Source organism: Providencia sp. PROV116 (genome assembly GCF_028482485.1).
Lineage (GTDB): Bacteria > Pseudomonadota > Gammaproteobacteria > Enterobacterales > Enterobacteriaceae > Providencia > Providencia rettgeri.
In genome coordinates, this window is sequence record NZ_JAMPQO010000036.1 from 38,916 (window position 1) to 52,917 (window position 14,002).

The 14,002-nt window shown below is 36.9% G+C and carries 13 protein-coding genes; 4 read left to right on the top strand and 9 right to left on the bottom strand.

The annotated features are described in order from the left end of the window. Nucleotides 1–9: 9 nt before the first annotated feature. The 3 genes from PSE72_RS19375 to PSE72_RS19385 are packed head-to-tail and all read right to left on the bottom strand — an operon-like array spanning nucleotide 10 to nucleotide 2,824. Nucleotides 10–777 (bottom strand): ABC transporter ATP-binding protein, encoded by a 768-nt coding sequence (locus PSE72_RS19375; RefSeq protein WP_115166477.1) that lies wholly within the window; start codon nucleotides 775–777, stop codon nucleotides 10–12. After that, nucleotides 774–1,790, bottom strand: a complete 1,017-nt coding sequence (locus PSE72_RS19380) for a FecCD family ABC transporter permease (RefSeq protein WP_115166478.1) — start codon at nucleotides 1,788–1,790, stop codon at nucleotides 774–776. The genes PSE72_RS19375 and PSE72_RS19380 overlap by 4 nt, the downstream gene beginning before the upstream one ends. After that, entirely contained in the window at nucleotides 1,787–2,824 is a 1,038-nt protein-coding gene (locus PSE72_RS19385) for an ABC transporter substrate-binding protein (protein ID WP_115166479.1), read from the bottom strand. The genes PSE72_RS19380 and PSE72_RS19385 overlap by 4 nt, the downstream gene beginning before the upstream one ends. A 200-nt stretch (nucleotides 2,825–3,024) precedes the next feature. Between PSE72_RS19385 and gntR the strand changes: the two genes are divergently transcribed. From gntR to gntU, 3 genes are all read left to right on the top strand, one after another. Further along, complete coding sequence (gene gntR / locus PSE72_RS19390; protein WP_109913062.1) at nucleotides 3,025–4,020, top strand: gluconate operon transcriptional repressor GntR; 996 nt, start codon at nucleotides 3,025–3,027, stop codon at nucleotides 4,018–4,020. Nucleotides 4,021–4,277: 257 nt separating this feature from the next. After that, a complete protein-coding gene (gntK, locus tag PSE72_RS19395; RefSeq protein ID WP_115166480.1) occupies nucleotides 4,278–4,817 on the top strand; it encodes a gluconokinase in 540 nt (179 codons plus the stop codon). After that, nucleotides 4,817–6,172 carry a gluconate transporter gene (gntU, locus tag PSE72_RS19400; protein WP_004915184.1) on the top strand — a complete coding sequence of 452 codons (1,356 nt, stop codon included), beginning with the start codon at nucleotides 4,817–4,819 and terminating at the stop codon, nucleotides 6,170–6,172. Before gntK ends, gntU begins: the two co-directional genes overlap by 1 nt. Before the next feature lie 85 nt (nucleotides 6,173–6,257). Here gntU and PSE72_RS19405 read toward each other — a convergent pair whose 3' ends face one another. From PSE72_RS19405 to PSE72_RS19430, 6 genes are read right to left on the bottom strand one after another with little or no spacing between them, the layout of a single operon-like run. After that, nucleotides 6,258–8,243, bottom strand: coding sequence for an ATP-binding cassette domain-containing protein (locus tag PSE72_RS19405; protein ID WP_115166481.1), 1,986 nt, complete (start codon nucleotides 8,241–8,243; stop codon nucleotides 6,258–6,260). Further along, on the bottom strand, nucleotides 8,230–8,664 hold the full coding sequence (locus PSE72_RS19410; protein WP_217007871.1) for a hypothetical protein: 435 nt from the start codon (nucleotides 8,662–8,664) through the stop codon (nucleotides 8,230–8,232). The genes PSE72_RS19405 and PSE72_RS19410 overlap by 14 nt, the downstream gene beginning before the upstream one ends. Nucleotides 8,665–8,668: 4 nt before the next feature. After that, a complete protein-coding gene (locus PSE72_RS19415) occupies nucleotides 8,669–10,003 on the bottom strand; it encodes an HlyD family efflux transporter periplasmic adaptor subunit (RefSeq protein WP_238562827.1) in 1,335 nt (444 codons plus the stop codon). Continuing rightward, the gene (locus PSE72_RS19420) at nucleotides 9,984–11,216 is read right to left on the bottom strand and encodes a TolC family protein (protein ID WP_272691109.1); all 1,233 of its coding nucleotides are present in this window, start codon (nucleotides 11,214–11,216) and stop codon (nucleotides 9,984–9,986) included. Before PSE72_RS19420 ends, PSE72_RS19415 begins: the two co-directional genes overlap by 20 nt. A gap of 3 nt (nucleotides 11,217–11,219) precedes the next feature. Then, entirely contained in the window at nucleotides 11,220–12,089 is an 870-nt protein-coding gene (locus PSE72_RS19425) for a hypothetical protein (protein ID WP_217007872.1), read from the bottom strand. Then, on the bottom strand, nucleotides 12,090–12,551 hold the full coding sequence (locus PSE72_RS19430; RefSeq protein ID WP_115166483.1) for a hypothetical protein: 462 nt from the start codon (nucleotides 12,549–12,551) through the stop codon (nucleotides 12,090–12,092). It lies immediately after the preceding gene. A gap of 215 nt (nucleotides 12,552–12,766) precedes the next feature. On the opposite strand from PSE72_RS19430, the gene PSE72_RS19435 reads away from it, so the two are divergent. Further along, nucleotides 12,767–14,002 (top strand): Ig-like domain-containing protein (locus PSE72_RS19435; protein WP_272691110.1); only part of this gene is annotated, 1,236 nt, incomplete at its 3' end.

A 14,002-nucleotide genomic window follows, 5' to 3' on the forward strand; every position in this document is an offset into this window, starting at 1 on the left:
CTTCTGACCTTAACTAGAAAACGCTGATGGAAACTGAAAGTGAGATTGAATGCTATGTTTATCCACATTATAGAGGGCTGCTAAGTTAGTAAGTGTTAACATACATTTAGATAACCCTTGCCTTGCTTTGTGGTGCTTATCGAGCAAAATAACATTATCAGCGATAGCAGCGGCATGCTGTGGATGGTGAGTTGACATCAAAATTGTCATACCGCGAGATTTTAATTTTTCTATTTGCTCAAGTAGGCGAATTTGATTACCAAAATCAAGGCTAGCGGCAGGTTCATCCATAATTAGAAGTAATGGTTTTTGTATTAAAGCCCTTGCTATCAATACTAATTGCTTTTCTCCTCCACTAAGCGTGCTGTATAGGCGTGATGCTAAATGTGAGATATTCAGATGCTTGAGTTGTTGATAGGCTAAATTTTTTTCTGTTTCTTTAGGAACCGAAAATAATGAAATATGCGGTGTTAAGCCCATCATAACCATATCAAGTACCGTGAAGGTAAAGGGGGTATCATGAGCTTGGGGAACATAGGCGACAGTTTTGGCGATTTCGCGTGGTTTAAGGTTCTTAATCTCTTGCCCATTGAGCCATACCTTACCTTTAATTGCCGGTAATAGTCCCAGTAAAGTTTTCATTAAAGTGGTTTTACCGCAGCCATTGGCGCCTAATAAGCAGCTAATCTCACCTTTAGGTAACGAAAGATTAATACCGTCAATGATTGATATGCCATGATAACCAATAGCGACCTCTTGCAAAGACAAAATACTCATTTCACCCGCCTTGTCTGTAACAAAATAGCCAAAAAGAAGGGGGCGCCAATTGCGGAGGTTAAAATGCCTATGGGTAATTCAATTGCCGCAATAGTCCGTGCTAAGGTATCTGTAATGAGTAATAAAATAGCACCAATTGCCAGTGATGCAGGGAGCTGATAGCGAAAGTTAGCGCCCACTATCATTCGAGTGATATGTGGCACAATCAAGCCTATCCAGCCAATAATTCCCGCAATAGAAACCGCACTTGCCGTGAGTAAGGTGGCACAAACAATGAAGATAGCACGGGTTAAACTGACGTTGATCCCAAGGCTTTTGGCTTCTTCATCCGATAAACTGAGTAAATTCATTCGCCAGCGTAATAATAATAACGGAATAATACCGATAACCATCATCGGTAACACGGAGACTAAGTCAGCTTGGGTAATCGATGACAATCCACCTAACAACCAAAATGTGATGGAAGGCAGTTGAGTGTAGGGATCGGCAAGAATTTTCATTAAGGAGATGGCAGAACCACATAGTGCACTGATGGCAACACCGACCAGCACCAAGGATAAAATAGGATCATGCTGCCGCGCTAATCGAGCAATAAAACAGACTAAGGAGACGGTGATTAGCCCACCAATAAATGCGCTCAGTTGAATGTAAAATAAGGATTGGCCAAAGAAAATACCGATAACAGCACCCACGCCAGCACCGGCAGAAACACCTAAAATATCAGGAGAAACTAATGGGTTACGGAACATACCTTGGTAAGCTGCTCCTGCAATAGCCAGACCTCCACCAATGACAATAGCGGCTAACGTGCGAGGAAATCGTATTTGCCAGAAAATGGTTTTATGGCGCGGGTTGCTCAACTCGTTATGAGAAGATAACTGGCTGACAAATAGATGATAAAGCTCATTGAATGTAAGTGAGTACTTACCACTTATTAAGGCGATAATAAAACTTATTAATAAAATGATGATTAATAAAAAGGATCTTCTCCCTTGTCTCAGTACATCATTCATGATTTTTCCATGAGCAACTCAACTTGCTGTGCCGTTAATGATGAATGGTAGAAATGAGTAAAAAACTCAGCGATATCATGCTTAATATTCGCAGCAATATTTTTATCAAAATGGCTTTGTAGGCGTCTCATTCCCAATAGGCGGTTAACCCCTGGAGGCCCATCTAACCAACCAAATGGCATGCCACTAAATAGTAATAATTGGTTGTTGGCAATGGCATCAAGGCCTCTCCATAATGCGGAATTTGTCATTAATTCAATGGATTCGTCATATTGAGTTATAATGATGTCAGGGTTCCATTGATATAATTGCTCCATAGAAACCGTAGTCAGACCATGGAAATTAGGAATATCAACCACATTACGTAACCCGAGCATTTCAATCGCTTCAGTATGAATTGAGCCTTTAGCGCCAGTTTCTAAACCTTTTGCTCCTCTTGCAAGGTAAAAACTCAGCGATTTTTGTTGGTTTTGATTGGCAAATAAAGTGGCATCATTAATATAGCGTTGAGCGAGTTGGCTCAATGTTTGAGCCTGCGGGATAACGCCTAATATTTCACCTAGTTGTGTAAGTTGTTGAGGTGAATCTTTTAACCCGCCGGCGATTAATAAATAAGGTACATGAGTTTGTTTGGCGACCTTTTCCGCTTGTGAGCGATAAGTTTCGTCAATGTTTCCAGTATCAATGATCAAATCTGGGCTATAAGACAGCAGTTGCTCAAGAGAAAGGGTGCTCCCACGGCCTGCTAAGCGGCCATAAACAGGCAGCTCAAGCCATTGTGGTGCAAAAAGGCCGGTTTGCCCTTTTTTCAGCGAAATAGAGGCGAAACCCACCATCTTTTCAGGAGCTAATGCGAACATCAGTAAGTCGGAAGGAGGACCTGAACTGATGACTCGGTGAATATTTTCTGGTGCTGGGAGTTTTCCAAATATGGCCGCTTCGACGGCTAGGCGAGTTTGTGCAAAGCTCGGCAAGCTGTAAAAAATAGCCAGTGCTGCACTGGATTTAAGGAACTGCCTACGATTGATTGCCATAATCTAATTTTATTGCTTCGTTATGATATTAATTATATAACGCGAAAATTAGCGGAGTCATGATAGAGAGTCAACTATAAAAGTTGCCGTGCTCAGAAAATTCGATGTTTATGTGATGTAAATCAGTAACAAAGATTGCTATCCATTAATAGATAGCAGAACATAGTTATCGTTAACGAATTGGATATCGCTTTGAACTTATGAAGAAAAAAAGACCTTCTCTGCAGGATGTTGCCGACCAAGTTGGCGTCACAAAAATGACGGTGAGCCGTTTTTTACGAAACCCAGAGCAGGTTTCAGAAGCTTTGCGTGATAAAATTGCTCAAGCGGTGGAGGCTTCCGGGTATATTCCGAATAAGGCGCCCGATATTTTATCGAATTCAACCAGTCATGCTATTGGGGTATTGCTCCCATCTTTAACTAACCAAGTTTTTGCCGAAGTGATCCGTGGAATTGAAGCGGTGACGGACCGTCATGGTTACCAAACCATGCTCGCTCACTATGGTTATTTAGCAGAAAAAGAAGAAGAGCGGCTGACCTCGCTACTTTCTTATAATATTGATGGTGTGATTTTAGCCGAACGAACACATACTGAACGCACGTTACGTATGCTGAAAACTGCGGGGATCCCCGTTGTTGAGATTATGGATAGCGTTTCACCTTGCCTAGATATCGCAGTGGGTATCGATAACTTTGAAGCTTCCCGCCAAATGACCCAAGCGATGATTGAGCGTGGCTGCCGTAAAGTTGTGTATTTAGGGGCAAGGCATGATGAGCGTACTTTTATTCGTTTAAAGGGTTATGAGCAGGCCATGCTCGATGCAAATCTTGAGCCTCGTAATGTGATGACACAAGCGAGCTCATCGTATTCGCTAGGCGCCCAACTACTGCACGATTGCCGCGCTAAATACCCAGATACCGACGGTTTATTTTGTACCAATGATGACTTGGCGATAGGGGCGATTTTTGAGTGTCAACGTCTAGGGATTCAAATTCCACAAGACCTTGCTATTTCAGGTTTTCATGGCCATGACGTAGGGCAAGTGATGACGCCAAAACTGGCAAGTATTTTGACGCCAAGGGACCAAATGGGGCGCAAGGCGGCGGAAGTTTTGTTGGCGAGAATGTCTGGTAAGAAGCTTGTCGAGACGCATTTTGATGTGGGGTTTAGTCTCCTCACTGGCGAAAGTATCTAATTTTATCCGTCATACTTCGCGCCGTAGTGTGAATTATTTACGATAGCTTTATTTGTTGAACTTCAAATTATTAAAAACTCATATCTTGGCACCCTCTATATTATTGCGATAACTATCACAGATCTGCTTTTTTCTTCGCCAATTTAATTGCTAAATAATTCCCTACTGATGATAATGTTACCCGTAACTTGTTACCGGTAACAAATGCCGGTTTTTAACTAAAGCCAGGACAATAGTGAATATCTGAGGAGTTTCCTATGAATGATACCCAAAAACAAAACTATACATTTGTACTAATGGGGGTATCGGGTAGTGGTAAGTCTGCTGTTGCTACAGGTGTCGCACAGCAACTGCAAGCTGCCTTCCTTGATGGTGACTTTCTTCACCCTAAATCAAATATTTTAAAAATGGCATCGGGTCATGCATTAAATGATGATGACCGTAAACCTTGGTTAGTTGCATTGAACAATGCCATTTTTGCAATGCAAAGAACAAATAGGGTATCTCTGGTGGTGAGTTCCGCATTGAAAAAAAGCTATCGAGATATCTTAAGAGAGGGGAACCACAACCTCTATTTTATTTACCTAAAAGGTGATGCGGTTGTTATTGAAGAAAGATTGAAAGCACGTAAAGGTCATTTCTTTAAGCCTGAAATGCTGAAATCGCAATTTGATGCCTTGCAAGAACCTGGCGCGGATGAACTTGATGTGCAGGTTGTTGATATTCGCCCATCCTTAGAAAACGTGATTGAAAATACGTGTTCTACTATTCGTAAGATTGTCGCTGGAGATAACTAATGAATACCCCAGAAACATTAAGCACGTTAACGCTCGTGCTGACGGCGGTTGGCTCGGTTGTTTTACTGCTCTTTTTAGTGATGTATGCTCGTTTACACGCATTTGTCGCGCTCATGATCGTTTCTATTGGTGCGGGTTTGTTTTCAGGTATGCCAGTACAACAGATCACTGAAACCATGCAAAAAGGCATGGCGGGAACCTTAGGATTCCTTGCTATCGTAGTCGCTCTCGGAGCAATGTTCGGTAAAATTCTGCATGAAACAGGTGCTTTAGATCAGATTGCGAATAAGCTACTGAATCTGTTTGGTGAAAAAAATGCGCATTATGCAGTGGGTGTCGCAGGGTTGATTTGTGCTCTACCACTTTTCTTTGATGTGGCGATTGTTTTGTTAATCGGTGTGGTGTTTGCGGTAGCGAACCGCACTGGCCATAACGTTGTTCGCCTTGCTATCCCATTATTTGCAGGGGTTGCCGCTGCGGCTGCGTTCTTATTACCGGGGCCAACACCAATGTTGGTTGCATCACAAATGGGTGCAGATTATGGCTGGATGATTTTAATTGGGCTATGTGCTGCTATCCCTGGCATGATTTTAGCGGGACCTTTATTTGGTAAATTTATCAGTAACTTTGTTCATATTGATATTCCAGCGGATTATCAAGCGCCAAATACAGAACATGGCAGAATGCCAAGCTTTGGATTTAGCTTGTGTTTAGTGCTTTTCCCATTGGTATTAGTGGGTTTAAAAACCATCGGAACACATTTAGTTGAAAAAGGAACCACGCTTGAGCATTGGTTAGAGTTTATCGGTCACCCTTTCACCGCATTACTGTTAGCGTGTTTACTGGCGATTTATGGCCTAGGTTTCCGTTATGGTATGGATAAAGAAAAAGTCATGGCGATTTGTTCTGCAGCGATTCAACCCGCTGGGATCATTTTACTGGTAACGGGTGCTGGTGGCGTATTTAAACAAATTTTAGTGGATTCAGGTGTTGGCCCTGCGCTAGGTGATTCTTTAATTGGTGCTGGTTTACCGATTGCGGTTGCTTGCTTTGTATTAGCAGGAGCAGTACGTGTTATTCAAGGCTCTGCAACGGTTGCATGTTTAACCGCAGTAGGCTTAGTACTCCCAGTTATCAGTGAGCTAGGTTACTCAGGAGCACAGCTGGCGGCTTTAGCGATTTGTATCTCTGGCGGTTCATTGATCTTAAGCCATGTGAATGACTCCGGTTTTTGGCTATATGGCAAGTTTACTGGTGCGACAGAAGCACAAACGTTAAAAACATGGACGGTAATGGAAACTATTCTTGGCACGACAGGGGCAATTGTTGGTATGGTGTTCTTTATGTTCTTGTAATACGGTTTATAAAAACACACCAAAGTTAAATTCATTGAATTAAACGTCATCAAAGCGCCCACAATCAAGTGGGCGTTTTTCTTTATTAGCTTAAATTAATTTTAGGAATAACAATTTCATTGTGATGCTGTGGGGAGCTAATGCGTTTAGCGTGACCCGGTGATAATTCAATATGTGTAGTAAAAAATGAGGCTAACCCTAAGTCATGAGTAGACAAGAAAATAATTGATTTATCTAATTCAAACTCTTGTTTCATTAATTGTAAGAATGAGAGTGCATCAGAGGTTGCCATAAATGATGTTGATTCATCTAAAAATAGCATGTCAGGTTGTTTTAATAGAGCAAGGACGAGCTGTAACTTTTGTTTTTCCCCGGTAGAGGCGGCGATGTCAGTGACGAGTGTATCGTCTAATGTTTCTTTACTTATCAGTAAATTCGGGCAACATAATTTGGTTAGTCGAACAATGATACTGTTATCGAATACACCGTAGAAATTAAAATTGTCACGAATGCTGCCATGAATGAATGCTGAAATACCATTATGGTAGGCAATTTTTTCGGTTAAAAAGGATTGGGAAATTTCATCGATACCAATACCATTGATTGTAATATCCCCTGATGAGTATTCTGAAGTTCCACATAAGGCTTTCATTAATGATGTCTTTCCTACTCCTGAAATACCCGTAATACCGATGACATCACCGGGTTTGGCTTCAATATTGAGCGGGTTAATAATCGTTTTACCATGAATACTAACGCTAAGATTTTTTGCACTAAAATGTGTTATTGAATCTGTTGTTATGCCATCTACTTTGAAATGAATAAGCTGATTGTTTTTTAACTGAGCAATACTGGATTTGATATGAAATAGATGTGTTTTTACTATAAATAAGCGATTAATCGCACTTGTAATTGCACCAGAAAGTCGACCATTAATGATCATTACGGCGATAATAGAAGCTAAGCTTAAGCTTCCGTCACCGATAGCCAAATAGCTAGCTATGTACATTACTATCATGGATAAAAACGTATTTACTTTGATAATTTCCATCCAATGGTGATTGGCCTCGTTTAGTTTTAATTTTATTTTTTCATCTTCATTGGTTTTTATGCTGATGTACTGCTTAAAATAGTCATCTCTGGCAAAACAAAGCTCATGTTTTTTTTGTTCTAACGAGTAGTACATGGCTGATTTTTCATAGTTTAAGGTGTTAGCTCTTAGCATATTTTTGTAGGATAGAAAGCGGATGTGCAGACATAAAAAGATAAACCCAGCGTAATAGCTCAATAGCAATAATGAATAAAGACCTAACATGCCAACAATACAAAATGAAAATAAAATAGCTAACCCAATATCATAAATAATTTGTGGCTTAATTTCCCATACCTGTAAGATTGATGCTTCTGCTGTTCTTACCTTAATTGAGGCACTTTTACAGCTAGATTGTTTTAATAAGTTAACAAAATAACGATTAAAAATACTGATATTAAGCTTTATTTTTTTTATATTTTGTTCATTAATAATATGTTTGATGAAAAACTCTAAGCCAATGACGACAATAAAAATAAAACTGATATACAATAAAGAGCTTACAGATTCGCTATAAACTAACCGAGAATTAAAGAGATTTGAATATAATGGAAGTAGTAGCGCAAATACAATTAAAGGTAACGAAAATAAACTAGACTTTGGTGTTAGTTTGATTAGTGATTGGTATATACTATCTTCATTAAGTGTTTTTTCATTAGATGAAAATGAAAATAAATTTTTACTTTCAATGAGTTGTGGTGTTATGGTTAGATCGGTTGTTAAGTTGGTCAGCTGACCACTTTGATTTTTGATAATAATATATTTTCCATCTGTTATCTCCATAATAAAGAGTAACGGTAGTTTTTTTTCACTGAAATCAATGATGGGAATATATTGATAAGTGAAAAAATCATTATCAATAAATTCATTGATGTTATTTAGAATATATTTATTATCATACGAGATCGCCGGAGTCGTAAAAGGCTCTCCTAATATTTTAAAGTATTGATTAATAATATCATGAAAATTACTTGCTTTCATATTCCTCACCTTTTAGGAAGCAGGCATTAACTCCCACATTATCTTCGACAGGCTTTAGTGCTTTAATCGAAGCATTAGGCGTGTTTCGTTTAATTAATATCGTATTATAGACGGTATATGTCATTGCGGAATCAAAGGAAATATTATTACCGTAGGTGCAGTAAATATCTACAGATTTGACTTTTTTATTATCAATAACTTGTAAAACTTCACGGCTAAAGGTTAATGACTTGGCCATGATATTTTTATTATTGAATTCCTCAGTTTCATCCGTATTTTTTTCTTTAATTCCCGTTAAAAGAGCTTTGTCTTTATTTTTTTCTACTTCCATTGCACTTGCTAATACATTCGCAAGTAATACAGCCATCAACAATGTCATGGTTGCGACGGCTGCCGATAATGCTGAAATAAAACCCAACATATAATCACCAAACGTTAAATGTAATATTATCGCTAATTAGAGCGGTTAAATAATTAAGAACAGATATTTTTTTACTTGATATATAGATCATAACCGGCAAGCCATCATGGTCAGCGGAAATAATAGTATCTTGTTCTGGAGTCACTTGTACCGAATAAAAGCGCTCTTGGCCCATCCTTTCACGATCAGTAAAAGAATCGGCACTAATTTTGGTGACCTTACCGCGAATAATTTTTTTAAACCCGGGAGAGTTCACAACTATTTTTACAGGTAGCTGAGGAGAGATAAAAGGACGATATTTTGCCAATATTTTACCTTCAACAACTCGGCTATTTTGCTGTTTTTTAATTACCATCACTAAGTTTGAGGCTTCAACGTAAGAACCTTTTTCTAAGTCTTTCTCTATACTTAGAACAACTCCATCTATGGGCGATAATACGCTATTAGCCCTGATTTTATTTCTTAGTAACTCCATTTGTCCGCTATTTTCTAGTTTCTCCTTTTTTAAGCGATTAAGTTGATCTTCATTTTCTTGTATTTCACCAATAAGGCGTGCGGTATATTTTTTTTCAGATAATGCAATTTCTCTAAGTATCCTCTGACCATTCAATTCACCTGTTGTAATCAGTGACATAGTTCTACTGATTTCAGAATTATTATTCAATTTTTCAATTTCAGGAGCTCGTGCGGTGGATAATAAACTTCCTTTTTTCTTCAAAATGTTAATTTGGTTTTCTAATTCAGCAGACTCTTTAATTTGTGCAATATATTGAGCTCGTAAGCTAGTAACTTCCATACCTAACAAAATGTAGCCATATAGTTCTCGGTATGCACTTAGTGTTTTACTTTTCAAATTTTTTGCAATCGAAAAATATTCAGATTCATTACTAATACTTCCATCAAGGATCTTATTTAATAAAATTTTATTATCTTCTAGCTCTTCAATACGTTCACTGGCAAACTCAACAAGATTTGTTAGTGTTCTTTCTTGATGCAATACATCTATATTCGTATATGAAAACAAAATTTGGTCTTTTTCTACTTTGTCTCCGGTTTTGATACTAAATTGATTAATGAAGCCAGATGCTGGACTCACGATTTCTAATCGATTAGATACCCCAGAGATAATACCTTCTCCGGGGGAAGAGACTTCAATTTCAGCTAACAAGATATAACCAATAAATAGCGACGTGATACCAAAAAGAATTTTTACTTTTTTAGGTATTCTGTATAGCTCTTTAGTAATTAACGCTAATTTATTCGGTTTTTGATATAATATTTTAAATGAATAAATAAACTTATTATATATCTGATTTAATTTATGAAGATGACGTTTCAATTTTGGCTAGCTTCCCAATTAATTGGACATATTCCATTTTGTTTTTCATATCTGCTATCATGATTTCTGCAATGCGCTTTTCAATAGTTAACATGTCAAATAAAGTATTAACCATTTCATAGAAAGAGGACTGCGATATTTCATATTCACGTTGCTGACTTTTAATAATAGAATGCATGATATTTCGTTGCTCTTGTAAGCCAGCTAATTCAGTCGCATTTGAATTAGCAATGAGCTTTAGATTTTTAATTTTTGCAGTTGATTCTTTATATTTATAATCAGCTTTTTCTTTTGCTGCTTCATATGATTTAAATTGTGATAACTCAGTGAGTTTTTTATCCATATCAAAAATATTTAATTTCATCTCCATACCGATATAGGATTCATTACGGTTTCTCGTTTGATCAAGATATCGTTCTTCTGCGATTAGATTAATGTTAATGAAAGAATTTTGTTGATACGCACTTTCTTTCATCGAATCCGCTTGCATTTTCAATATATTATATTCGATATTTTGTTGAATATTCTCGCTATCAATAATCGTCGATTTTAAATTTTTGAGGAGAGCTGGTGGAACTAGCACGCCATCTTTCGGAAATGATATCCCAGAGGCAAGCTCAATATTGGATTTATATTGTTCAATTTCTTTTTCTATATTTGTTCTTTCTGTTTCAATACGTTGCATTAATAATGAAGCTTGCTCTACATCACTAGATTTAGCAACTCCGCTTTTATAGCGACGATTAATTGAACTAAAAATATCTTTTGCATTGTTATTTAAAATTTCCGTCGTTTTTGTTAGTTCACTAAGGTAATGGATACCAATAAGATTGTTGGTGATAGTGCTATAAAGATCGTCTTTTTCTTTGTTCAGAGAAAGTTTTGATACCTGTAGTTTTAGGTTTTTTTCATTAAATCGATGACGTAATGTGCTGTCATATACCATTGAAGTTGCAGTGATATTACTATTAATACTGTTATCACTATTTTTAATTTTACTTGATGCTGATACTTTAGGAAGATAAAAATAATCAGTTTGTTTAGCTCGATAACCTTCTGCTTCTAATTCTAATACTTTCACTTTGATAGGATTAGAATTTTCTAATACACGATTAATAAAGGATTGAAAGCTTTCAACTTTTTCAGTTGCAAAACTATAATTAGGTAATAATAAAGGTGCAAATAAACATAACGCTAGGGGGATAGTTCTCATTTTTTACTCCATCGATAATAAGGTTAATAGTTTTTTTCGACTTTCAATTGTTTTTTCTTTTAGCCATTTAGTGGTTTGATTAATCTTTGATATTTCTGCTGATATTTTCTCATTGTCAGCTTTTCTATTGACTTTTTCTTTTAATAAATAAGCGTTTAATTTTATTTTCCAGTCATCATCTGCATTTTTGATTGATCGTAAAACAGTTAAATTTTCTTGTGCTGTCGTAGATAAGGTTAAGAGATGCGTAGTGATTTGGTTTGTTAATTCATTATTTTCAGGAATAGACACGATTTTCTGTGCGATATTGATATTGACATCCTGTAAGTTTGAAAGTGTTTCTTGAATTTTATTTAATTCTTCGGTGTGTATTGTTGATGTTTTTGCCTTAGATTTCTTATTTTCTTTTTGATAGAAAAAATTAAAGAAATTCAAACTTACTAAGAGTAAAACAGAAACAGAAACCCCAAGGATAGAGGTTAAGAATGCAAAGGACATTGAGTTAAGTGCCATAGATATAGATGAAATCATGGCATTCATTTTTTCAGAAACATCTCCGTCACCAGATAATGATGCAGAAATAGCGGTGATCATTCCTGTCAATCCGATAAAGGTACCGATTAGTCCTAAGGAAACAGATACGGATGCGGATAGTTTGGTCTGATTCGATAGAAATACATAATGACTTAACTGATTTTTTTTGAATACTTTATGGCACAAAAAGATAATTAATGGATAAATATAAATACCAATCATGGTATAACTTATCTCTGGTGCTAATGAAAGGCATTGCTGAACCATTTCTTGTACTGCTTGTATGAAGAAACAAGCAAGAAATGTCATTGCATAAAAAAGTAATCCGATATAATACATTTATTTATAATCCCAATAGATACATGAATTCCAACCTGGGCAATGTTCACTTGCTCCTTGTTGTAGAACAATTTCTTTATTGATTCCAAGACTTTTAATTAACGATGTTATATAAAGTAAGTTATATGTATTTTTCTCCTTACTACCACTTATTTTTTTATCAATATAACCACTCAGTATGATTTTATTCCCAGGGCTATCTTTAAATTCTTTACTTAATAGCTTAGTTTCATCATTCGAAAGATGAATACCACCCTTAAAACTGAGAAGTTTATTTTTTAAGTCTAATTGTACTTTTTCAAAACGTAATTCACCGTAGTTAATATATTGCTCGACAGATTTCATGCCACTAAAAATGAAAACCATAGAAACAAGTATTATTATACAGAGTGTTCCACTTAATCCATCTACCATAGGTGCTAGCTCATCGTCTGAACCATCATAATCTTCTTCTTCTGACATAAAAATTTCATTTAGTTATTAAATATATTATGAGGGTGTATTATAAATAGGTTTGATTTGAGTTCATCAGAGTTTAAGACCAAAAATAACGAATGTGAGGTCACTCTATATTCGAGCTCATGTTATTTTTAGTAAAATCGATATAATGCGGTTTATTAATCGATGCTAATTACTATTAGCGTAGGAACTCACTTTTTAAATAATAGTTTAATAATATGACGAATATAATAAAATCAGTTGAATCAAATAACATAACGATCAAAAAATTTAAGGTTCAGGGGCTTGATTTAATTGTTACAACCCCGAATGGAACAGTCGAAAAAATAGAAAATGGGCTTTCTGAAATTATTTTAGGGGATATAGTTTTATTAACTGAGCAAGGTTACGTATTATCGCAAGATGAAATTTTATCATCGATAACGATGAATATTGGTGCTGATGCAATCTACCTCAAAGAACAATTTATCAGTGAAACGGTCGAACTCGCTGAAGATATAGATACTAAAAAAGATGAAGATGATGAAGAAAAACAGTTTGCAGAAAAGCTAGCAGAGTTAAATCAAGAAAATCAAAAATTAGCAAAAGAGGTTCAAGCCTTAGAGTCCCAGACTGAGAAACAAGAAGAGCAATTAAGCTCTTCATTGACAAAATTATCCGAAGCAAAAGCCCAATTAAAAGAACAAATTAAATCAGAGAAAAGTAAAAAAGAGAGTGTGAGCGATCCCGCATTACCTCCATCACCACCACCTATGCCAGCGAAATCTTCAACTTCATCTGAATCTAGTACTCCTGCGAATAAAACACCCGAAAACCCCATAGTCATTAAGCCAAAAACTCAAGTTTTTATTCAAGGGAAACTAAGTGAAGAATCAGACTCTGGGAAAAAAGATGACGGTATTACAAATAATAATAAACCAACGTTTATTGGTACCGTTTCCCTTGATTCTCAGGCATATCTTATTTTGGATGGTATAAAATACCCAATTACAGCGGATAAAGAAGGACATTGGTCATTAAAAATAACTAAACCGTTAAAAGACGGCGTGTATGAATATGAACTCGCTGCCTCAGCTGATGGTAGTAACCCTTTAATTTTAAAAAATAAAATAATTATTGATACTCAATTAGAGAGCCTGTCGGTGAACTTAGAGGAACACAGCGACAGCAGTATTCTGGGTGACAAGCTGACCAAGCACAACACCCCGACATTCGCCGGTCAAACCGAGGCGAACAGCACCGTGACCCTCCAGATTGCGGGACAAGAATTGGTGACAACGGCGGATGCACAAGGCCGTTGGCGCGTCACGGTTGAAAAACCGCTGGCCGATGAACAACATAATTACACAGTGACGGCGGTGGATGTGGCCGGCAACACAAAAGCTGTCGCGGAGACAGTGACCATCAAAACGACGTTGCCGGCGGCCACGGCGCAATTAAAAGATATTCAAGGA

Bases quoted from the DNA above. Each gene is read 5' to 3' on its own strand.
- PSE72_RS19430 (WP_115166483.1), bottom strand. From the start codon at position 12,551: ATGTCAGAAGAAGAAGATTATGATGGTTCAGACGATGAGCTAGCACCT.
- gntU (WP_004915184.1), top strand. From the start codon at position 4,817: ATGAATACCCCAGAAACATTAAGCACGTTAACGCTCGTGCTGACGGCG.
- PSE72_RS19375 (WP_115166477.1), bottom strand. From the start codon at position 777: ATGAGTATTTTGTCTTTGCAAGAGGTCGCTATTGGTTATCATGGCATA.
- PSE72_RS19410 (WP_217007871.1), bottom strand. From the start codon at position 8,664: ATGTTGGGTTTTATTTCAGCATTATCGGCAGCCGTCGCAACCATGACA.
- gntK (WP_115166480.1), top strand. From the start codon at position 4,278: ATGAATGATACCCAAAAACAAAACTATACATTTGTACTAATGGGGGTA.
- PSE72_RS19425 (WP_217007872.1), bottom strand. From the start codon at position 12,089: ATGTATTATATCGGATTACTTTTTTATGCAATGACATTTCTTGCTTGT.
- PSE72_RS19405 (WP_115166481.1), bottom strand. From the start codon at position 8,243: ATGAAAGCAAGTAATTTTCATGATATTATTAATCAATACTTTAAAATA.
- PSE72_RS19420 (WP_272691109.1), bottom strand. From the start codon at position 11,216: ATGAGAACTATCCCCCTAGCGTTATGTTTATTTGCACCTTTATTATTA.
- gntR (WP_109913062.1), top strand. From the start codon at position 3,025: ATGAAGAAAAAAAGACCTTCTCTGCAGGATGTTGCCGACCAAGTTGGC.
- PSE72_RS19385 (WP_115166479.1), bottom strand. From the start codon at position 2,824: ATGGCAATCAATCGTAGGCAGTTCCTTAAATCCAGTGCAGCACTGGCT.
- PSE72_RS19380 (WP_115166478.1), bottom strand. From the start codon at position 1,790: ATGAATGATGTACTGAGACAAGGGAGAAGATCCTTTTTATTAATCATC.